This is a genomic window from Paenibacillus sp. GXUN7292 (assembly GCF_050864975.1).
Lineage (GTDB): Bacteria > Bacillota > Bacilli > Paenibacillales > Paenibacillaceae > Pristimantibacillus.
In genome coordinates this window covers 1-20,764 of the sequence record NZ_JBOZWO010000062.1, presented here as the reverse complement: position 1 = coordinate 20,764, position 20,764 = coordinate 1, and the positions used below count along the sequence as shown (strand labels likewise).

16 protein-coding genes are annotated in these 20,764 nt (G+C 45.7%); 7 read left to right on the top strand and 9 right to left on the bottom strand.

The features are described 5' to 3' along the window. Nucleotides 1-130: 130 nt before the first annotated feature. Nucleotides 131-913 carry a phytanoyl-CoA dioxygenase family protein gene (locus ACRRU2_RS27250; protein ID WP_432506480.1) on the bottom strand — a complete coding sequence of 261 codons (783 nt, stop codon included), beginning with the start codon at nucleotides 911-913 and terminating at the stop codon, nucleotides 131-133. A gap of 310 nt (nucleotides 914-1,223) precedes the next feature. Here ACRRU2_RS27250 and ACRRU2_RS27245 point away from each other — a divergent pair, with 310 nt between their 5' ends. Then, nucleotides 1,224-2,579 carry a DUF455 family protein gene (locus ACRRU2_RS27245; protein ID WP_331699907.1) on the top strand — a complete coding sequence of 452 codons (1,356 nt, stop codon included), beginning with the start codon at nucleotides 1,224-1,226 and terminating at the stop codon, nucleotides 2,577-2,579. Nucleotides 2,580-2,858: 279 nt separating this feature from the next. Here ACRRU2_RS27245 and ACRRU2_RS27240 read toward each other — a convergent pair whose 3' ends face one another. The 4 genes from ACRRU2_RS27240 to ACRRU2_RS27225 all read right to left on the bottom strand — a co-directional run bounded on the left by ACRRU2_RS27240 (nucleotide 2,859) and on the right by ACRRU2_RS27225 (nucleotide 7,585). Beyond that, nucleotides 2,859-3,857 (bottom strand): NAD(P)/FAD-dependent oxidoreductase, encoded by a 999-nt coding sequence (locus ACRRU2_RS27240; protein WP_432506478.1) that lies wholly within the window; start codon nucleotides 3,855-3,857, stop codon nucleotides 2,859-2,861. A gap of 285 nt (nucleotides 3,858-4,142) precedes the next feature. Next, complete coding sequence (locus tag ACRRU2_RS27235) at nucleotides 4,143-4,820, bottom strand: YqaA family protein (RefSeq protein ID WP_331699909.1); 678 nt, start codon at nucleotides 4,818-4,820, stop codon at nucleotides 4,143-4,145. Between the two features lie 221 nt (nucleotides 4,821-5,041). Then, entirely contained in the window at nucleotides 5,042-6,445 is a 1,404-nt protein-coding gene (locus tag ACRRU2_RS27230) for an NAD-dependent malic enzyme (protein WP_432506476.1), read from the bottom strand. A 24-nt stretch (nucleotides 6,446-6,469) separates the two neighbouring features. Continuing rightward, complete coding sequence (locus ACRRU2_RS27225) at nucleotides 6,470-7,585, bottom strand: MGDG synthase family glycosyltransferase (RefSeq protein ID WP_331699911.1); 1,116 nt, start codon at nucleotides 7,583-7,585, stop codon at nucleotides 6,470-6,472. Between the two features lie 278 nt (nucleotides 7,586-7,863). On the opposite strand from ACRRU2_RS27225, the gene kapB reads away from it, so the two are divergent. Continuing rightward, nucleotides 7,864-8,262 carry a sporulation phosphorelay system protein KapB gene (gene kapB / locus ACRRU2_RS27220; RefSeq protein WP_331699912.1) on the top strand — a complete coding sequence of 133 codons (399 nt, stop codon included), beginning with the start codon at nucleotides 7,864-7,866 and terminating at the stop codon, nucleotides 8,260-8,262. A gap of 86 nt (nucleotides 8,263-8,348) precedes the next feature. Here the strand turns inward: kapB and ACRRU2_RS27215 are convergent, their stop codons facing one another. After that, entirely contained in the window at nucleotides 8,349-9,668 is a 1,320-nt protein-coding gene (locus ACRRU2_RS27215) for a stalk domain-containing protein (RefSeq protein WP_432506473.1), read from the bottom strand. A 144-nt stretch (nucleotides 9,669-9,812) separates the two neighbouring features. Between ACRRU2_RS27215 and gltB the strand changes: the two genes are divergently transcribed. From gltB to ACRRU2_RS27200, 3 genes are all read left to right on the top strand, one after another. Continuing rightward, complete coding sequence (gltB, locus tag ACRRU2_RS27210) at nucleotides 9,813-14,447, top strand: glutamate synthase large subunit (RefSeq protein WP_432506471.1); 4,635 nt, start codon at nucleotides 9,813-9,815, stop codon at nucleotides 14,445-14,447. Nucleotides 14,448-14,547: 100 nt separating this feature from the next. Beyond that, a complete protein-coding gene (locus tag ACRRU2_RS27205) occupies nucleotides 14,548-15,468 on the top strand; it encodes an ABC transporter ATP-binding protein (RefSeq protein WP_331699915.1) in 921 nt (306 codons plus the stop codon). Next, on the top strand, nucleotides 15,461-16,258 hold the full coding sequence (locus ACRRU2_RS27200) for an ABC transporter permease (RefSeq protein ID WP_331699916.1): 798 nt from the start codon (nucleotides 15,461-15,463) through the stop codon (nucleotides 16,256-16,258). The genes ACRRU2_RS27205 and ACRRU2_RS27200 overlap by 8 nt, the downstream gene beginning before the upstream one ends. Before the next feature lie 108 nt (nucleotides 16,259-16,366). On the opposite strand, the gene ACRRU2_RS27195 is transcribed toward ACRRU2_RS27200, so the two are convergent. Next, complete coding sequence (locus ACRRU2_RS27195; protein ID WP_432506469.1) at nucleotides 16,367-17,404, bottom strand: AI-2E family transporter; 1,038 nt, start codon at nucleotides 17,402-17,404, stop codon at nucleotides 16,367-16,369. A 138-nt stretch (nucleotides 17,405-17,542) separates the two neighbouring features. Next, on the bottom strand, nucleotides 17,543-17,752 hold the full coding sequence (tlp, locus tag ACRRU2_RS27190) for a small acid-soluble spore protein Tlp (RefSeq protein WP_432506467.1): 210 nt from the start codon (nucleotides 17,750-17,752) through the stop codon (nucleotides 17,543-17,545). A gap of 136 nt (nucleotides 17,753-17,888) precedes the next feature. Between tlp and ACRRU2_RS27185 the strand changes: the two genes are divergently transcribed. Further along, on the top strand, nucleotides 17,889-18,101 hold the full coding sequence (locus tag ACRRU2_RS27185) for a hypothetical protein (RefSeq protein ID WP_331700018.1): 213 nt from the start codon (nucleotides 17,889-17,891) through the stop codon (nucleotides 18,099-18,101). Nucleotides 18,102-18,224: 123 nt separating this feature from the next. Here ACRRU2_RS27185 and ACRRU2_RS27180 read toward each other — a convergent pair whose 3' ends face one another. After that, nucleotides 18,225-19,064, bottom strand: a complete 840-nt coding sequence (locus ACRRU2_RS27180) for an AraC family transcriptional regulator (protein WP_432506464.1) — start codon at nucleotides 19,062-19,064, stop codon at nucleotides 18,225-18,227. Nucleotides 19,065-19,148: 84 nt separating this feature from the next. Between ACRRU2_RS27180 and ACRRU2_RS27175 the strand changes: the two genes are divergently transcribed. After that, on the top strand, nucleotides 19,149-20,507 hold the full coding sequence (locus ACRRU2_RS27175) for an alpha-L-fucosidase (RefSeq protein ID WP_432506482.1): 1,359 nt from the start codon (nucleotides 19,149-19,151) through the stop codon (nucleotides 20,505-20,507). Nucleotides 20,508-20,764 lie beyond the last annotated feature (257 nt).

The window sequence follows — 20,764 nt, the reverse complement described above, 5'->3', positions numbered from 1 at the left end:
TGCTTCAAAACTGCGATTTTGGGTGTAATAACGGAACGACTGACCAGCTAGGGAATGTAGTTAGCGAGTAGGTAAACGCGCCTGTCTAAAGGACGGCGGAGCCGTTTATCCTTGCTTATCTACAGTTCGTTTATTTCCGGCGCGCGACAAGAGGGAATAATCCGCCGCCGAACGGCTTGCCTGCTTCAAGTCCGGCGTTGTCCGTAACCGGATGGCTTTTACCGCTGTAGACGGTGCCATCCGGCATGAAGATGATCGCGAGCACACGGCGCGGCTCATCACTGTTGTTGGCATGCGCAAAGTGGAATGTCAAGCCGTCATGAAAGGTGCAGCTGCCTTTTTTCAAAGGAATTTTAACCGGCTTTGTTTTCTCCAGCTCCGTACCCTCAATCTGCTCGTAGATGTCCTGCGGATTAGCTAGATCGATGCCTGTCAGCTTGCCAATTTTGTGCGAGCCAGGGACAAACATCATACAGCCGTTATGCTCATCGACATCATGCATCGGAATCCATACAGACAAAGCGCCCGGCTCTGTCATCGGCCAATAAGGAAAATCCTGATGCCAAGCTGTCGGCTTGGAGTCCTGCGGCATTTTCCACAATCCGTGATCGTGGAACACGCGAATGCCCTTTGCGCCTGTAAGCTCCATGGCAATTTGCGCAAGCTTGGGATGGAAGCTGTAACGGCTCATGCCGCCGTGGTCGCGCCAAACATTAACCTTTTGATTCAATACTTTATAATAGCTTCCGCCCTTTGCAGAAGTAGCGAAAGAATTAGTCCCCTCCTGTGTCATAGCCTCTTCCAGAAATTCAGACAGCTCATCGAGCTCTTCCTCTGTCAAAATGTTATCAACCTGTACAAATCCGTTTTCCTTATAAAATTCGATTTTACTTTGCTCCAAGTAATTTTTCATAAGTTGGACTCCCTTTCGGTTTTAGATTTGGTAACTGACTATAATGTAGCAAAAATCGATATGCCGAAACTTGGCTTTTTTTATAAAATCATAAGGCGATTTTGCAAGATGTGACTTTTTTAACTTATAACCATCTTATAACCATTTAAAAGCTTTGCAGCGAAGCCGTTTCTTTTTAACTTTTCTTTATTTATAAGGGATTGGACGCGCTTTCAAGTTCAAATAGTATTGTGATAAGCCAGAAGATTATTTTGCAATTCAATTTAAAAACCATTCGATACAATGAAATCAGAGGTCAGGAGGGATAATCATGAGTGGAAAAATTGAAGTGGATTTGAATGATTACAGCTTTTTGGAGCAGGATCGCGAGCTGCGCAGGGGAATGCTGCGTCCGATTGATACAGCGGCATTATTAAAAACATTTTACTGGCTGGAGTTTGAGCTGTCGCGTATGACAATGGGCTGGGCACCTTCCTTTGCGGATTGGGATATAAAAGGGAAGCTTGTTAGAATGTCCTATCTTCATACGACGCATATGATGTTTTTGGAGGAGCGGATCAATGAGCTGCCGGGCTCAAATATCGGGCGCAAGGATTGGACGCCGGAAGCAATGCGGGAAGCGTTCGAGCGTATTTCGATCGCCCCGTCTACTGAAGCTTTTGCGGCCGCGTACAATTATGCAGCTGTTCAGCTTTATGACCGTTATGCCAAATTAACGAGATTACTTGATCAAATATTGGATGCCCCAACTTTAGAAAGACTGAAATATATAGAAACGGATCGTATTGAGCTGACGCAATGGGGAACAGAGCATGCCCAGTTCGCCTTTATGGATGACATGGCCGCGCGCGCTGAATTTTTTAAATGGCAGGATTATGTGCGGGATACCTGGAAGATCATGGAGTTGAAGCTGGATCATCAAAGCAAGGGGAGTGCCTTGCAGTGGCCGGCATTTACAGTGGAAAACCCTGTCGGACCTGTCCCTCCGAAAGCTGCCGTTGACCCGCGTTACCCGCTTGTTGATTTAACAAAATTTAAAAGTGCAATGTTTGATCCAAAATCACCTACCCATAACAGCGTGAAGCATATGGTATTTATTAACGCTTCTGAAATGTCAGCGGCTGAAACGATGACATATTTGTATTATGGAGTGCAGCGCATGCCTATGGAATTTTACTATGATGTTGCGCGGCATACTTGGGATGAGGTGCGCCATAGTCAAATGGGCGTTCGACGTCTGAAGCAAATGGGTTACAAGACGGAAGATTTCTCCTGGCACCCAAGCACAGTCCCGTCCAAAGAAAATATGGATACAGCCTTTCCTGAATTTTATTCCGCGTTGACGATGGTTATGGAGCCCTGCTCCTTTATTAAGAAGCGTAAATCTATTGACGCTTTCCTTGATCATGGAGATCCTATGTCTTCCATTCAATCGGAGTTTGATATTGCTGATGAGCGTCTACATGTCAACTTTGGCAAGAAATGGGGAGCAAAGCTGTTTGAGCATATTGATGACTTTGAAACGGCGCAATCCGTAGAGAAAAAAGCGAAGCAAATGCACTTGCAGCGCATGGGCTACGAGCAGGCGGAGATCGACAGTGTGTTAAATAATTTCCCGGAGTTTTGCGGCTTTGCTACGATGGACTTGAAATATGATCAATACTAAAGCGGATAGATAGAATAGCGGATGACAGCCGTCTAGTGCTCTTTCAAATAGGAGTGTTAGGCGGCTTAATTTATATTTGCGATGGTTGCATAGCTGGAAGCTTGGCGCAAACTTCTAGCTTAGCAATGAGAAAAGGGGAACGGAGAGCAAGAATGGGAATGGAGAAGCGGCAGCGCCCGCCTTTGTAGGCCAATGTCGGTGAAATATAGGAATAGGTATAAGGTGAAAACTTAAAAAGCAGTCCCGGTCATGTTCATGACTTATGGGACTGCTTCTTCACTAAAGCTTCATATTGCTGCTGTGACCGGGACTAAGCTTGGCGTTGGGATCAACATATACTTTTGCGTTGTTGACAGCTGTAGGAGCTTCTCCAAAGCCGACTGCAATCAGCTTTACTTTTCCCGGATACGTCGTTATGTCGCCCGCAGCAAAGATGCCCGGGACGTTTGTCTCCATGCGGCTGTCCACTTTAATCGAACCGCCCTCGATATGTATGCCCCAGTCAGCGATTGGACCTAGAGTGGAAACAAATCCGTAATTGACGATCACGTCATCAACTTCGAATTGCGCTTCCTCCTTAGTCTTTACATTTGTGAGAGTAACACGCTCTATACAATCAGTGCCGTGCACATCAGTAATTTCTGCAGGAGTAACAATGTTTACATTAGATTGGAGCAAATTCTCCACACTATGCTCGTGGGCGCGGAACTTCTCTCTTCTATGAACGAGCGTAACGCTTTTGGCGATGGGCTCAAGCATTAAAGCCCAATCCACTGCAGAATCGCCGCCGCCGCATATAAGTACCCGGCGATTGCGGAAAGCTTGCAGATCATTGATGAAATAATGAAGATTAGCTTTTTCATATTTTTTTGCTTGCTCTAGCTCAAGCCGCCTTGGCTCGAAAGCGCCGACGCCAGCCGTAATAATGATGGCTTTGGCATAATGGCTCCCTTTATCCGTTACGACCTCGAAATCTCTTTCGTCATGCTTGATGACGTTGATCGCCTTTTCTTCCAAGCACGCTTCTGTTGGAAACAAACTGAGCTGCTCGATTAATTGATCGACTAATTGCTGAGCCGTAATCTTAGGAAATCCTGCAACGTCATAAATATATTTTTCAGGATATAAGGCGGCTAGCTGGCCTCCTAGAGCTGGCATGCTTTCAATTATTTTTACAGATGCTTGCCGCATGCCTCCATAAAACGCAGCGAATAATCCAGCTGGGCCTCCCCCAATAATAATTAAATCCGATTTGTTTTTTTCCGATTCTGCTATCAAATCGACACCTCCGTTAGTCACTTCCGAAAGATTATAGATTCATTGCGGTTGAGCCGTATTACGAATGGCCGCCTGCAATAAATCAACTCTATACGGTTCCATTATATCAGTGCCTTTCCCTGCCCGGAATAAGGTTTTACAGCAGTCGTTAAATTGAAGATTATAGTTCAATAAAAGAGAATTTCCGCGCATATTTGGCAGAGTTTGCAGGCATAAAATAAATAACACCCGCTCCTAAGCAATGAAATGTTTTAGGCAGCAGGTGTTATGATTTAATTATTTTGCTTATTGATCCACATTCGTTGTTCTTTGTTGTTCCGCAACTAGCGGAAGCGCTGGCGGGGCTGCCGCCTCTTGTTCCTGCTCTTCTGTTTCCTGTACTTCAATGACATTTGCGCTTTTTTTCTTTTTCTTTAGATATCGGCGAACTAATAAAAATATTACGATGACCGGTATCCCGCCCAAGAAAATATAAAGGGAAACATCCTGCACCATATGCTCTGCTGCACGGCCATAAAAGTAGAACAACAAGCCTACAGCATAAAATTTGACCGCCCTGCCTAATGCGGCATAACCGATCAATCTCCAAAGCGGAAAGTTAAGGCAGCCGGAAAGAATAGTGAATACTTTGAATGGAATAGGAGTGAAGGAGCCGATTAATATTGCAGCTTCGCCATTTTCCTGAAACTTTTTTGTGGCGGCATCGATCCATTCTTTTTTTAGAAACTTATACAGAACGGATTTGCCCATTAGTTTGCCCAGAAGATATCCGATTGGCGTCCCAAGCAAACAAGCAATATAACCTAAAGTTGCAAGTAAAAGTGCTGAAGAAGGATTAAGCAAGCTTAATGAAACCTGCAAAAAGAAGGCTGGGATTGGAAAAATAATAGCATCGAAAAAGGAATGGATAAATAGTCCCCAGGGGCCAAAATCTTTTAAAAAATCTACAACGGCTTGAATCATTCGCAGGCTCCTTTATGTTTGACTGACCTGCTCATTATAACATATGAATTAAGCATTAGTCTCCTAGACTTCCGTACAGGAATGACTGTTAATTTGAACAGATTTTATATTAAACTAGCACGCTTTAATACAACTTATGCATAAAAAAGGCTGGAATGACTATGATGTTCATTCCAGCTGCACAAAATTTACAAAAATAAAATAGTAACGGACCAGCCAGATCAAGTATAGCTTCTTCGGGCAACTCCACTAGCTTGAGCTGCTGCGATAACCTTATTTCTGATTACTTCAACGACCTTGCTGTTGAACACGCTTGGAATAATGTACATCGGAGTTAATTCTTCCTCAGGAATAACAGAGGCGATCGCTTCTGCCGCAGCCAGCTTCATTTCTTCATTAATGACAGCGGAACGGCTGTCCAGCGCCCCTCTGAAAATCCCCGGAAAGCAAAGCACATTATTGATCTGATTCGGATAATCAGACCGGCCCGTGGCGAATACGGCTACCAGGTCAACGGCCTGCTCCGGCAATATTTCGGGCTCCGGGTTCGCCATTGCAAATACGATCGGTTTTTCAGCCATGCTTGCAATATGCTCTCTTGTCAGTATGCCGCCGGCAGATACGCCTATAAATACATCAGCTCCCGCGATAGCTTCCCGTAATCCGCCAGTAAGCCGCTCTTTATTCGTATGCTCTGCATACCAATTCCAGTTGGAGTTGCTGTAGCTGTTGCCAGCAGTTAAAATACCGACGCGATCAACACCAATTATATGTCTGGCGCCTCCTGCAAGCAGCATTTTGGTGCAGGCAGTTCCCGCAGCTCCAATGCCGCAAATAACAATTCGACTATCGGACAGCGTTTTTCCAGTAAGCTTAAGCGCGTTAATCAGACCGGCATAAATAACGACAGCAGTACCATGCTGGTCATCATGGAATACGGGAATATCCAGCTCCTTGCGCAGTCTTTCTTCAATTTCGAAGCAGCGCGGCGCAGAAATATCCTCCAGATTAATGCCGCCAAAGCCGGGAGAAAGCTGCTTGATTGTCCGGACAATTTCATCTGTATCCTGTGTGTCCAGACAGATTGGAATAGCATCCACATCAGCAAATTGCTTGAATAGAACAGCCTTGCCTTCCATAACTGGCATAGCAGCATGAGGCCCTATATTCCCAAGGCCAAGCACAGCACTGCCGTCGGATACAATAGCAACGGAATTACGCTTCATCGTAAGCGTATAGGCTTTTGTCTGATCTTCTTCAATTGCTTTGCATACACGGGCTACATCAGGCGTATACACACGAGATAAATCATCGCGGTTTAGAATCGGCGTTTTGGGCTGCATCGCTATTTTACCGCCTAAATGCAGCAGAAAGGTGCGGTCAGACATATGAATCAGCTTGATGCCCGGAACGGACTGCAGCGCACCATTCAGCCTTTCCATCGCATGCTGTCCGGGAATCGTAACCGTAACATCTCGAATCGTTTTGTCGCGTTCGGAGTGAATCATGTCAATCGCAATAATATCGCCTTGAAGTTGTGCAATTGCTGCAGCAGCATTGCTGAAATTAGCGATCTGCGTATCAATTTCAAGCCGGACAATAATATTTTGTGCAGCCAATTTCATCGCTCCTTTGTGAAAAGAAAGCCGTCATTGCAAAAGTTGCAGGACGGCTTCTGGACAGCTTTTTGGATTGTAATTGGAATTTCTGATTTCAAGAAGCCGGTCGCGGAAACGCTCAGCCTCGCCTTGCTCATGTATTAATCTAAACCATTTGTCGACAACATGATTGGAGTCAAGCATCTCTCCAAAGCCAGCCGATATGAAATGATCGCAATTTTCTTCCTCTTGCCCTGGAATCGGCTCATAGAACAACATTGGAAGCCCCTTGCTCATTCCTTCGGTGCACGTCATCCCGCCTGGCTTTGTGACGAGCAGATCAGCAATATCCATCAGCTTATTCACTTCTTTTGTGAATCCCAAAACTATAATGTTAGGATGCTGAAAGATCGGATCGGCAAGCATTTTTTCTTTCATCTTTTCATTAGAGCCTACGCAAAAGATAAGCTGAGTCGACTCGCGCCATTTGGTCATGTAGGCTAATGCGTTGTCTTCATATAGAATACCCCAACCTCCGCCCATTATGAGTACCGTTGGCATATTTTTTAAATTAAACTGTTTACGTACCTGCTCCTTGTCATTGTCTTCCCAAAAATTAGGATGAACAGGGATTCCGGTAATTATAATACGATCGGGACTGACCCCTTTAATAACTAGCCGTTCCTTTACAGTGGCCGAGGAGACGAGATATTTGTTCACCTCTTGGCCAATCCATGATCCATGCGCATCATAATCCGTAATTAACGTATATAATGGAACATCTTGTCCAAGCCGCTTTAGTCTGGCTACTACGGCGTTAGGGACAGGATGAGTGCATATAATGACATCAGGCTTTAATTGTGAAATTACTTGTGAAGTATGCGTATAAAATACTCGGTGCAAGGCAAGCTGTGTAAAACGATTCAAAGACCTTTGATAATTGCTGCGGTACATCATGCCTACCATGCGAGGCTGATTGCTTACCGCTTTACGATACGCGGATACGATTAAAGGCCCTACAACCGGATTAAGAAATTTTCCGAGTTCAATTACGCGTGTTTGAATGCCTGGGCATAACTGCTTCAGTCCCATTGCGAGCGCATTTGCGGCCTGTGTATGTCCAGAGCCGAATCCCTCTGATAGCAGAAGCACTCTCTTTTTGCGCATATAGTCACCTACTTTTCTTAAATTATAAGAAGGAATAAGTTTGTTCTTATAATTGTCCGAGAAACTGGACGTCCTCAGAAAAGGACACAGCGTTTCTTCTTGTTCCATATTACTGCTCGTTGAAATACAATACAAGTCAAAAATACAAGTCTTGTTAATACTATCCCGTTAATTTACAGTAAATATTATAAGCTTTCAGATATAATTTTAAGGAAAAATATATGGAGGAACGTTCTAGAAGCGCTTGCATATAAGTAACTATCCTAGGAGGAATTGTAATGAGTGAGCACGCAAAATCAGCAGTCTGCCAAGAAGGAGATCTCGTGTTGGCTGAGGTAAGGACCGGACGTTATATAGGCGAGGTCGTGCAAGTGAACAGTCCGAGGGCCGTCGTGAAGGTGCTTGCCGTGCTGAAGCATCCTGATCAGGGCGATTTGCACCAGCCCTATAATCCCGATGCAGCTATGTTCCATGAGCGGCGCGCGCTTAGCTATACTGAAAAAACAACCGTGCTGCTTAGAGATTTGAAACCATATAGCGGCAGTGTGCCGGATTATCGTCAGTCCTTGCTGCAAGCAGTAGATGCAGAAATAGCAAATTTGGATCGCTTGCAGCGCTGGGCTGTACAAGGGCTTGAAATATTGAAGGAGCTAAAACAAGAATATAAACCGGATTGAAGCTGTACACCGCTTTATGGGCAGCTTATGCCGAACAGAAATTTTAAATAGCGCCTTCCGTTCTAGTATAAGCTGCCTGTCCTTGTTTATTCGTTAATAAATGCGGCTTTCAGTGTATCGCGATATACAACCTGAAGGCCAAGGCCTTCTGACAAGGCTGCCAGAGGCACATACGTTTTGCCTGTATTATTGATTTTGTGCATAAAAGCAGGTACCGCATTCAACGGCATTGTTTCACCGTCAATACGAATCGTGCTTGCTCCGATTGTAATATCGACTGTTCGATTTTCAAGCGTAATTGCGGCCGTTTTTGTAGCTGCATCCCACTCTAAATCAGCCCCAATCGCATCCGTAATGTCGCGCAGAGACAAAAATGTTCTGCCTTTAATAATGACAGGAGCATATTGCGTAGACAACTCCTTGCCATTTACGATGATGGATATCGGTACATCCGCAGCTCTAGGCGCAAGTGTTAAATAGTCACCCCATATCGCCTTGGAGTAAGCCTCGCCGAGCGCTTTGTAGCCGGAAGCATTCGGATGAATATCCTTTGCCATAATGGAAGTCAGCAGAAACTCCTTGCCTTTAATCGCTTTGTCGGCATCGGCAATGACCATTTTATGCCCTTGCTTGTTCCATTGGGATGCGATGCTTTCCAATTCAAGCCTCAGCTGCTTGACGCCCTCTCTTAGCACTTCAGCTTTGTTCGGATCATATTCGTGGATAGATCCAGGCGACGGTATTGGCAAATATTGATCGGCTATTGCAATTTGCGCGCTTGGATTGAGCTCCCAGATCTGTTTAAGGATATTGTCCACATTAGCGCTATATTGCTGGAGAATAGTATTTATGCTGGAAACGACCGAATCTTTTATTTCATCTTTAAACGAGCTGCCCTCAATGTTGTCTAAATCGGCTATCAGCTTAGTAAAATCATTGCCGCCAATTGAAATCAGAATTAAATCGGCTTTGCTGATGGAGGCTGTTAGCTTGCTAGTTTCTTTAATTATTTGCTCCGCACGCGGGTCAGCCAGATTAGCTTGTACCTCATCAGCTGCAATAGTTGTGCCATTGGCAGCAGCAAGCAGCCAGTTATACAATCCTTCGGATCTTAGGCCAAGAATGCCGAAGTTACTGTATTCCGTTCTAATGCCTTGAAATAATGCCTGCTCGTAGACGTGCTCCGCAAACCCGTAAGGCACGGAAGCTTCAGTAAAGCCCCTTTCGTACCCTGCTGCCAAAGAATCGCCAATCACAACCAGTTCATAATTTTCCTTTTTCAAACCGTCAGTATTTGTTGCAGCTGCCAAAGAGCTGTCGGCCAAAGCAGAAGGAATAGCCAGCAAAAGCCCCGTACATATAAGCAAAAAGGAGCGAAATGCTGATATCTTTTTTAAACTAAACAAAAACGGCACTTCCTTTCTTTTAAAAATAATCTTCATAAATCTATCAACTCTATTCTATGATAAAATAAAAGAGATATGTGAATAATTTTCAATTTAATTGATATAAGTAATTTTAATTTTATACATTGAGAGAGGTCGCTCAATATGGAACAACAAGAGAAAAATAGCCTGTCAGTCCGAAATGCTTATCCTGAAATTTTTGGCAGCAGCTTGATTGATATGGGCTTTGCAGTCCACATCAAAGCAAAGCGATCCGCCAATGTAATAGATCAAGCCATTCAAATGCTGGATGAAATGTCCGCCGCATATTCTGAGGCGTATTTAAGCAGCTTTGGATCGGCTGTTATGCTGCAAATACCGCATAGGCTGCTGGCAAGCGAGCTGCAAAATAGCGGCATTTCGCTGCCGGAGGAAGGAAAATATGCGGTAGCTATGCTGCATTTGCCGCAGGATGCATTCAGGCGCAGGCAAATCGAGCAAGCGATAGAGGAGCGGCTGAACGGCTCGGATAAGCTGGCTGTAATCGGCTGGAGGGACGTACCGGCCGCCGGGGAAGCAGCTGCGGCCGAGATCGACAGAATTAGAGCGGATCAGCCAGTTTATCGGCAGCTGATAGTAGGCAGCAGCCCTCAGCAGACGCAGATCCATGCGACGGAGCTGGAACGGGCTGTATTTGCTGCACGCAGGCAAGCGGAGAATATTTGCGCAGAGCATGGATTAAACAAAGGCGCTGTAGCAAGCTTCTCTTCTACCCGTATTGTTTATCAAGCGCCGCTTGCGGGAAGCAAGCTCGCTTCGTTTTTCTCCGACCTGAGCAATGAATTGCTGGAGGCGGCGTTCGCGCTCGTCTTTACTTACCGCTACAGCGATGAGCGCTTCAGCTGGACGCTGCCGCTTGCCTGCCACTACATGCTGCGCAGCGGTAAAATCCATTCCCTGCGCAGCAACCGCAGCATGCTCCAAGTACGGCAGCATGCTTTCGAAGGCTGGTGGCATGAGGATACAGAAGATAGGCTCGATTTGGGCTATTTGGATACGATTTTGCCGCAAAGCTGCGGAATGTACGGCACGATTTTGGCCGATCGACTAGCCGAGCAATATTACTTGTCGAGCTTGCCGGTCGAGCAATGCGCGCTGCAGATGATGCCTAATCTGGCCTTGTCTGCCTCGCCGCTCAATAAGCAATTAAGCGCATTTTATCAATATTGCAGCACGCAGATGGAGCCTTGGGAGGGGCCTGCTGTTTTGCTGTTTACAGACGGCGAGCGGATAGGAGCGATGATTGATCGCAACAGCTTCCGCTCTGTCCGCTATTTGATTACGAATGATGAGCTTGTTCTGCTCTCTACCAGACCTGCATCCGCCAATATCGATGAAGAGCAGATTGCTGTGAAGAACAGGCTGCGTCCCGGCAGGCAGCTGCTAATTGATACGAGGCTGGGCGCAGTTGTGGCAGATGATCAGATCAAGGATCGTTTATCGGCTCAGCACCCTTACCAGCAATGGATTTCGGAACAGCTGATTCATATTGATGAGCTGCCCGATGCCTTATCCAAAGAGGAGCTGGATGCTCAAGAGCTGTTCAGCACCCATATCCGGTTCGGCTACACGGCTGAGGACGTGCATCGCATGGTGGAACAGATGGCTGGAACAGGCCAGGATCCGATCGTATCGATGGGCTTTGATGCTCCGATCGCATTATTATCGAATCAGCATCAACGCATCTACAATTATTTCAAACAGCAATTCCAGCAGGTGCTAAGCCCTGCGATAGACCCTGTTCGCGAGGAAGCGTCAACGGCTACGCAATTGACGCTGGGCGCGGAACGCAGCCTGCTGCATGCAGAGCCGCAAAGCTGCAGGCATATTAAGCTTGATACGCCGATGCTGCTGAACAATCAGCTGGGCAAGCTGCGCCGCTTGCGCAGGGCAGGGCTCAGAGCGATGACGCTGCCTATTTTATTTTCGATTAATGGCGGTGATGCAGCGCTTGTCGAGGCTCTAAGCAAGCTTGGACAATCCGCTTGCCGTTTAGTTGAAAAGGGGCATGCCCTGCTTATTCTGTCCGACCGGGACACGTCCAAGGAACAGGCGGCCATACCTGCGCTGCTTGCTGTATCTGCGATTCATCAGACTTTGATCGACAATGGCCTGCGAGCGAAGACATCCTTGATCGTGGAATCTGCCGAGCCGCGTGAAACCCATCATTTTGCATTGCTGTTAGGCTATGGAGCGGATGCGGTTAATCCTTATACGGCGCTTGATACGATTGAATCATTAATTGAAAGCGACGCGCTGAAAGGGATATCTGTCGACAAAGCCCTGCGCAATTATATTCAAGCGGCTACAAGAGGCGTCGTGAAGGTGATGTCACGGATCGGCATCGCTACTGTTCAGGCATACCGAGGCTCCGGCAAGTTTGAAACGATCGGCCTGCAGGCGGATTGGGTAAATGAATATTTCAAAGGAACGACATGCCATATAGGCGGGTTGAGCTTGTCCGAGCTTGCGGTAGAAACAGTTCAGACACATCTAAAATCATATGAGCTGAACGATGAGGACAGCTGTGAGCTGGAAAGCGGGGGGCAATATCAATGGCGCAAGGATGGCGAGGACCATTTGTTCGAGCCGCTCACTATTCATACGCTGCAAAACGCTGCCCGAAAAAATGATTTCAATCTGTACAAAAAGTTTTCTTCGCTTGTGCATGGCGAAGGAAAGCGGCACGTAACTTTGCGCTCGCTATTCGAGCTCAATACCGAGGAAAATGCCAGCATACCGCTGGAGGAGGTTGAGCCGGCTGCAAGCATAGTGAAACGATTTAAGACAGGCGCAATGTCTTATGGCGCAATTAGCAAGGAAGCGTATGAAAGCTTAGCAATCGCCATGAACAGATTGGGTGCAAAATCGAACAGCGGTGAAGGCGGGGAATGCGCGGCGGCCGGGCATGAGCGCTCAGAGGATGCGCGCAGCAAGGTCAAGCAGCTTGCTTCAGGCCGCTTCGGCGTAACGAGCAGCTACCTGGTGCATGCGGAAGAGATACAAATTAAAATTGCACAAGGGGCAAAGCCGGGAGAAGGAGGCAGGCTGCCTGGATTGAAGGTATATCCTTGGATTGCCGAAGCTCGCGGCACTACGCCTGGCGTTGGTCTTACGTCCCCGCCCTCCCATCATGATATTTATTCAACTAGAGATTTGGCAGGACTGATTTACGATTTGAAGCAAATTAACCCGCAAGCGCGAATTAGTGTAAAGCTGGTTTCGGGAAGCCAGATTGATGCTGCCGCCATACAATCTGTCATATATGGCGCAGAGGGCGTACTGATCAGCGGGTATGAAGGCGGGACGGCAGCCTCTCCCATCGGATCGCTCAGGCATGCTGGGCTGCCTTGGGAGATTGGTCTAATAAAAGCCCATCAAGCGCTGAAGGAAACGGGCTTGCGCCACAAAACTGTACTGGAAACTGACGGCAAGCTGATGACAGGCCGCGATGTGGCGATTGCCGCGCTGCTTGGGGCAGAGGAATACAGCTTCTCGACAGCGCCGCTTGTTGTGCTCGGCTGCATCATGATGCGCGTATGCCAGCTGGATACTTGTCCGGTCGGCATAGCTGCTCAAAATCCTGATTTGCGCAAAAAGTACAGCGGCGATCCTCAGCATATCGTCAATTATATGACCTTTATTGCAGAGGAACTGCGCGAAATAATGGCCGGGCTTGGCTTTAGAACAGTCGAGGAGATGATAGGCTGCTCCGACAGGCTAAAGCTTCAGCAGCTGTCAGGAAAGCACAAGCTTGCTGCGCTGCAGCTGGAGGAGCTTATTCAGAGAACCGATAAGATTGACTGCTCGGCTGACAGTGAATTAGCAGCATCATTACTGGCGATTGAAGACTGCGGGTCTTCAATCGACCGTGAAGAGCTGATTCCAAAAGCTGCGGCAGCGTTTGAAACAGGCAGCAAAGTCGAAGCGGAATTCAAGCTGTATCCTCATATGCGTGCGGTAGGCACTGGATTGGCGGGTGAAGTGACGAGAAGAAGCACGGATGCAGCCCTTACAGAGGATATGATTCATTATCGCTTTAATGGAAGAGGAGGGGACAGCTTTGGCTCCTTCCTTCCAGCAGGCGTCACACTGACAGTAGACGGGGATTGCAATGATTTTTACGGTAAAGGCCTATCGGGCGGCAAGCTAGTTATAGCGCCGCCTGGCGCAGCCAAATACGATGCCAAGCAGAAAATTATAGTCGGCAATTCAGCTTTATACGGTGCTACAAGCGGAGAGGCCTATATTAGCGGCGTTGCAGGAGCCCGGTTTGCTGTTCGCAACAGCGGTGCTGTGATCGTTGCCGAAGGCGCCGGCGATCATGCCTGCGAGTATATGACGGGCGGCTGTACGGTTATTTTAGGCGAAACGGGACGCAATTTCGGCTCAGGCATGACAGGCGGAATTGCCTATATGTACGATGAGCTGGGCGATTTCTTTTATCGCTGCAACTTGAAATCGATCGTGCTCGAGCGAGTGGAAGAGGATGATGATATTGATATGCTGCAATCAATCGTTCAAAAGCATTTCAAATATACGGGAAGCCAAGCGGCTGAACGCATACTTGAGGGATGGGATGAGGCGATCGATAAGTTTGTCAAAATAATTCCAAAGGATTACAAGCGCCTGCTGGAGCACACAGCCCGAATGGAGCGGCGCGGCATGGCAGCGGATGTCGCTAGATACGCCGCATTTGAAGCAAATCGGCGTGAGGTTGCCCGCATGCTGAATAAGTAATGTAAAAAGATTGCGACCTTTCTTGTTACGCTCCGTATGATTACTAGCTGCAATGTTTAGGATAAGATTAATGATTAAATGCGTTCAGGGAGGATAAGGAATGGAACAGGTTTTAGTCCAGCTGCAAAACGTAACCAAGCGTATTGGCAAACGAACGATTATTGATTCGTTGACACTTGACTTGCCGCCAGGCGAGGTATTCGGATTTCTGGGACCGAACGGTTCTGGAAAAACAACTACGATCCGCATGATGGTCGGCTTAATGTCGATTACTTCAGGAGAAATAAAAATTGACGGATATAGCGTAAAGAACGAATATGAGAAGGCCATTCGTCATGTAGGCGCTATAGTTGAAAATCCGGAAATGTATAAATATTTGACCGGCTATCAAAATTTGATTCATTTTGCCCGGATGGTTCCGGATGTAACGAAGGAAAGAGTACAGGAAGTAATCAGCCTCGTAGGGCTTAATGCGCGAATTCATGATAAAGTGAAGACATATTCGCTTGGGATGCGGCAGCGCCTCGGTGTTGCGCAGGCACTATTGCATCGGCCAAAGCTGCTTATTCTTGATGAGCCGACGAACGGGCTTGATCCTGCCGGCATTCGCGAGCTGAGAGATTATTTGCGCCGCCTAAGCAAACAGGAAGGAATCGCAGTGTTTGTATCCAGCCACTTGCTGTCTGAGATGGAGCTGATGTGTGATCGGGTTGCCATAATTCAAAACGGAAAGCTGATCGATATTCGCGTTATTCAAGGGGAGCAAGGCAAAGCGGCGAGCCATGCGATTCAAATAGAAACCGATAATCCTCAGCGCGCGGCAGAGGTGCTGACTGCGCTGGGCGCAACCGTTCAAATTAACGATAATGGCATGCTGCTCACTGCGGGAGACCGCCAGAAGCGGGCGGAGTATAATGCTGCGCTTGTGCATGCAGGACTGCTTGTATTCAGTATTAGAGAAGAATCGAAATCGCTTGAGGATCAATTCTTGGAGGTTACAGGAGGTGAGATGATTGGGTAATTTTTTGGCGCTAGTGAAAAATGAAAATATGAAAATATACCGCAGGCCTAGAACATATGTGATGATGGGCATTATTGTTGGACTAGTCCTGCTTATTTCAATTTTATGGCTAAGCTTTGGCGGATCGGATACATCGATGTGGGAGGTAGCTTACTTAGAAACAACTATTTTGTATATGCTCGTCACAATATTTGCTGTAATTATTGCGGCAAGCATAGTTGCGGAGGAATTTTCAACGGGCACAATCAAGCTGTTGTTAATTAGACCGTGGTCCCGCTCCAAAATATTATTGTCTAAATATATTGCGGTGCTCCTGTTTACACTTTTATTCGCCGTATTGCTGCTTGCCGCCACATTGCTCGTTAACTGGCTGTGCTTCTCATTGTTCTCGTCTACCAGCACAAGTTCTGATATTATGGGGCTTGCCAAGGATGAGTCGCCGATCAGCTACCTGCTTAAAACCTACGGGCTTACGTTTATATCTACGATCATGACAGTGACAATGGCATTTATGCTGTCAACGATATTCCGCAGCAGCGCGCTTGCGATCGGAATGGCGCTATTCCTGCTGCTCGTTGTTAATAATCTTTTGATGCTGTTGGCTGCCCTGAAATATAAGTGGATTGATTACGTATTGTTCATACATTTGAACTTAACGCAGTATTTGTCAGATTTCCCGATGCGCGAAGGAATGACACTGCAATTTTCACTTATTGTGCTGGCTTGCTACTGGGTCGTATTTGTCGCTCTTACTTGGTATATATTTAACAAAAGAGATGTTGCTGCTTAATTTTACTTTTTTAAATAGGACAAAAGAAAGGGGCTGTCCAGAAAGTCAGTGAAAACCGACTTCTGGTCTGCCCCGTTTCTAATTGTTTAACGTAAATGACGATGCCGATCAATTTTCAATTTGTTCAATTTGTTCACTTTTTTCACTTTTTGAATGTCCTACATCCAGCACATCCATTAGGAACATAAAGATCGGAATCCCAATAATCAATCCCCATATGCCCATGTAGTATTGAGAAAATATAAGAATAATAAAAGTATAGAACATAGGCAGCTTTGTTTTTTGCGCATAAAGCTTCGGATTAAGGAAATAGGTTTCAAGCGCGTGAATGATTAAAATCATAATAACAGCCCATAGCACCATTTTCAGACCGCCGATTTGATAGCCGATAATGCCAATCGGTATGAACGAAATGATAACGCCGGCTACTGGAATTAGGCTGAGCAGGAAAACCAATATCGTAAGTGCAAACAAATAAGGGAAGCCTAAAATCCATAATCCAATAATCGTAAAGACAGTGTTGAACAGTGCGATCATGAGCTGAACTTCAATAACCTTGCCGAAGGAGGAAGTAAACTTTTGGCCAAAGTATTTGAATTCATTGTAGAGCCAGCTGATTTTGCTGTCCCCAAGCTTTTCAGTAAATTCAACGACCTTGTTTTTCTGCAGTAAATAGAAAAAGCTGAGCACAATAACAAAAATAATAATTTCAAGCCATTTGCCGAATTTCAAAATATAATTAACGATATTGCCCCAATATTTCTGGAACTCCAGCTTGCCAAGAGCAGAGGAAATGATTTCGGCAACTTCGTCTGATTGCGATGTGTTTAGAAATCGCAGTATAATATTGTACATTTCGACCACTTGATTAATTAGTTTAGGTATGTAATTGGTAAGGCCATAAACTAAAGAAGAAACGAGCAGTGCATACAATACCGTGTTGACGATAATGGGAGAAATGGGGAATAATTTTGAAATTTGCTTCGTAAAAAATCGTTCCAGCCTGCCCATGACAAAGGTAACTAAAAATAAGAGCAGCAGCAGATTGAGCATATGCCTTAAACTGTATAAAAGCACGACGACAATTAAAAGAAAGTTAATTCGTTTTACAATAGGATGCGCAAAAAATTCTCGCAAAAAATTCATAGGTTCCCCCCACTTGACTATATAATAATCTGTCTGTTCTTTCTATTATAGAATACTATGAATCCTTATTCCACATGGGAGGAAGCAGCATCCTGCTTAGAGGATGCTGCTTTATAGATGTCTTTTTTCTTTGCTGCACTACGATTCATCTTGCTTTTCTGCTTTGAAGCTTTCAACGCTATCCTTGCGTCGCTCATTTTTAGCTTTAATGATTTGCTTCTCGGTTGCTGAAATCTCATCAGCATGCTCAGCAAGATAGTTTTCAGCTTCGTGAAGATTAGCAATTGTATGGTTAATATGTGACTGCAGATGCGTCGCATTGTCTTTGCGGTTATCAGGCTTTGCCAACTTTATCCCTCCTGTCTGTATATGATGAGTTATTAGCTTCACCTGATTACTGGCATGTTATGCGGGCTGTCTGTATGAATAACTTCACTTCATATATGTCATCATAACCGTATTGTGAATGAAGGAGGGATGCCCGATGGGCAAGTCTGCAAATAAGCCGCGGCATGCTGAAAAAAATAAAGAGCAGCCCACAGCCGGCTTTACGGAGGATACTGTATTTGAAGGCAGGGATAGTGCGGATATGGATATTGACCGGATGGTCAATGAAGGGCTAGGTGGAGGCAATATTACGCTGCATAATGGTTTTATCGATCACTCCACAACAGATACGATGACTGAGGAAGAATAGTGAACGTGATTTGACCAGATGATGCAAAGGGACAGTCCAATAAGTCATGTATATGACGAAGGATTGTCCTTTTTGAAATTATAAGACCTTATAAGTTTTTACTTGTGAGGCAGCAAGGAGCTCCTATTTGACTTGCGCGCGAAATTCTGTCGGGCTGCAGCTGTTTTCTTTGCGAAAGGCTTTGGAGAAATGATTCGTATCGGGAAAACCGACTTGCTCGGATACTTGTTTAACGGTTAGCGAAGTGGTGCTGAGTAAAGATTTGGCTTTTTGCATTCGCTTGCGATTCAAATATTTAAGAGGTGATACGTTAAAATGCTTGTTGAAGTAGCGTACCAGATAGTTTGGATGCAGATGGACATGCTTGGCAATTTGCTCCAAAGTAACAGGCTCCGAAAGGTGATCGGTTATGAATTGCTCAATCGCTTGAAGCCTTTCTAAATCCTGCGCGCGTCCGGATACGAATTGAATTTTTGAATCCGCCTCTGTCAAGAAAGCAGCGATAATCTCAAATAAAATAGCCTTTTCTCTTATCCGTGATGTAAGAGAAGGATCAGCGTGAAGTGTTGCAAGCTCCCCGAACAGCTGCTGTATTTGCCCAAAGTTATGTTGAACATCCAGACAATAAGGAACATCGAGCCATTGAAATAAATCAAGCCCTCCCATTGTTGCTGTGAAGTGGCACCAATATTTGCGATACGTATTTTCATTTATGGCAGAGTAGGATTGCTTAATATGAGCCGGCATTAAACATAGCTGACCAGCTGTCGGATAGAATTGCTTGTCTTGAATTTTTAGCCAGCCCTCGCCATCGCAAATGAGATAAAATTTATTGTATGCAGGCACATAGTCAAGCTCCTGCCACTCCGGATAGCAGTGAGTATAATGAGCGCTTGCCAAATGAACCTGCAGATTTTGCAATAACTCGGTAATGAAGCTGGATTCCGTGTTTAATGTGATCACAAGCTCACCTCAAGAAGTTAATCTAATCCCCAAACAAGCTAATTGCTTGCCTATTGATTATATCAAAACGTTGCTACACTGTGGATATCTCAAAAAAAGGAGGCAAAAACAGTGGCATCATTGATAGAGCAAAGATTAGAAAGAACAAAATGGTTTCTAGAGGACCGTTTCGGGATGTTTATACATTGGGGATTATATGCGATCCCGGCAAGAGGAGAGTGGGTAAGGAGCATTGAAAAAATTAGTGTAGAGGATTATCAGGTTTATTTTGACCAGTTCGATCCACAGCGCTATAATCCGCGGGAGTGGGCCAAGGCGGCTAAAGACGCCGGCATGAAATATGCGGTGCTGACAGCTAAGCATCATGACGGCTTTTGTTTATTCGACAGCCAGCTAACGGATTATAAATCCACCAATACGAAGGCAGGACGAGATCTGGTACGTGAATTTTTGGAAGCCTTCAGAGCAGAGGGCTTGAAAGTGGGCTTGTATTACTCATTAATTGATTGGCATCATCCTGATTATCCGGCATATGGCGATCAAATACATCCTATGCGGGAGAATGAGAAGTATAAGCGCGATCCGCTGCATTTCGATCGCTATTTGACTTATATGCACGGGCAAGTAAGGGAATTGCTTACGAATTATGGCAAGCTGGATATGATGTGGTTTGATTTTTCCTATGGTGAAATGTCTGGTGAGAAATGGCAGGCAACGAAGCTGATTGAAATGATGCGCTCGCTGCAGCCGCATATAGTAATTGATAACCGATTGGAAGTTAATGGAGAGCGGAGCAGCAGTGTTTATTCCAGCAATCCACAGCTATATGCAGGCGACTTTGCATCTCCTGAACAGATCATTCCGCCGCAAGGCATAACGGATGAAGCTGGCAATTCCATTCCGTGGGAAGCTTGTGTGACGCTAAACAATAACTGGGGCTATGTCGCAGCTGATGCAACTTATAAATCGGCTCGCACCATTATCCGAAAGCTGGTCGAATGCGTCAGCAAGAATGGCAATCTTCTTTTAAATGTCGGACCCGATGCCCAAGGGGAAATACCACGGCCATCGCTGCAAATCCTTGAAGAGGTCGGCAGATGGATGCAGCGTAACGGAGAAAGCATCTATGGCTGCGGACAAGCAGATTTGCCAAAGCCTGATTGGGGACGTTATACACGCAAAGGCAATACGCTATATGCTCATATTTTTGAAGAGTCGATTGGCCCGATCAATTTGTCCGGTCTGGCAGGCAAAGTCAAGCAGGCTCGTACACTCGCGGATGGTGCGGAATTATTCGTATCGCTTCCATGGAATGCAAAGCTGTACCCGAATGATGCGTTTATTAATTTTGCAAAGCCGGAGAGCTACAGCTATCCGTTGCCGGATTCGAATGATACGGTAGTGGAACTGATACTGGAGGACAACGCCGGAAGAGAACAATAGCTCATTAATCGACAAGCAAGGGCTGCCGGCATATCGATCCGGCAGCCCTTGTGATCTGGAATGGCTGCCCACAATGAAATTACTGTCTCAATAACTGTAACGATTGTGAGAAGTGCTATTTAGCGAAAAATCGGTGTCTTAAAATTTTAACGGTTGTAAGGAGCGCTATATGTGTATTTTTACCCGTTTATGCTGGGAATTTAGGCAAATAAGGCCTCCTGCAACCGTTAGATTTTTAAATGAGCTGAATTCCTTAC

What these genes read in the sequence shown, in the direction of transcription:
- ACRRU2_RS27230 (WP_432506476.1), bottom strand. Translation starts at nt 6,445, where the DNA reads ATGAAATTGGCTGCACAAAATATTATTGTCCGGCTTGAAATTGATACG.
- ACRRU2_RS27245 (WP_331699907.1), top strand. Translation starts at nt 1,224, where the DNA reads ATGAGTGGAAAAATTGAAGTGGATTTGAATGATTACAGCTTTTTGGAG.
- ACRRU2_RS27225 (WP_331699911.1), bottom strand. Translation starts at nt 7,585, where the DNA reads ATGCGCAAAAAGAGAGTGCTTCTGCTATCAGAGGGATTCGGCTCTGGA.
- ACRRU2_RS27185 (WP_331700018.1), top strand. Translation starts at nt 17,889, where the DNA reads ATGGGCAAGTCTGCAAATAAGCCGCGGCATGCTGAAAAAAATAAAGAG.
- ACRRU2_RS27205 (WP_331699915.1), top strand. Translation starts at nt 14,548, where the DNA reads ATGGAACAGGTTTTAGTCCAGCTGCAAAACGTAACCAAGCGTATTGGC.
- ACRRU2_RS27195 (WP_432506469.1), bottom strand. Translation starts at nt 17,404, where the DNA reads ATGAATTTTTTGCGAGAATTTTTTGCGCATCCTATTGTAAAACGAATT.
- gltB (WP_432506471.1), top strand. Translation starts at nt 9,813, where the DNA reads ATGGAACAACAAGAGAAAAATAGCCTGTCAGTCCGAAATGCTTATCCT.
- kapB (WP_331699912.1), top strand. Translation starts at nt 7,864, where the DNA reads ATGAGTGAGCACGCAAAATCAGCAGTCTGCCAAGAAGGAGATCTCGTG.
- ACRRU2_RS27250 (WP_432506480.1), bottom strand. Translation starts at nt 913, where the DNA reads ATGAAAAATTACTTGGAGCAAAGTAAAATCGAATTTTATAAGGAAAAC.
- ACRRU2_RS27235 (WP_331699909.1), bottom strand. Translation starts at nt 4,820, where the DNA reads ATGATTCAAGCCGTTGTAGATTTTTTAAAAGATTTTGGCCCCTGGGGA.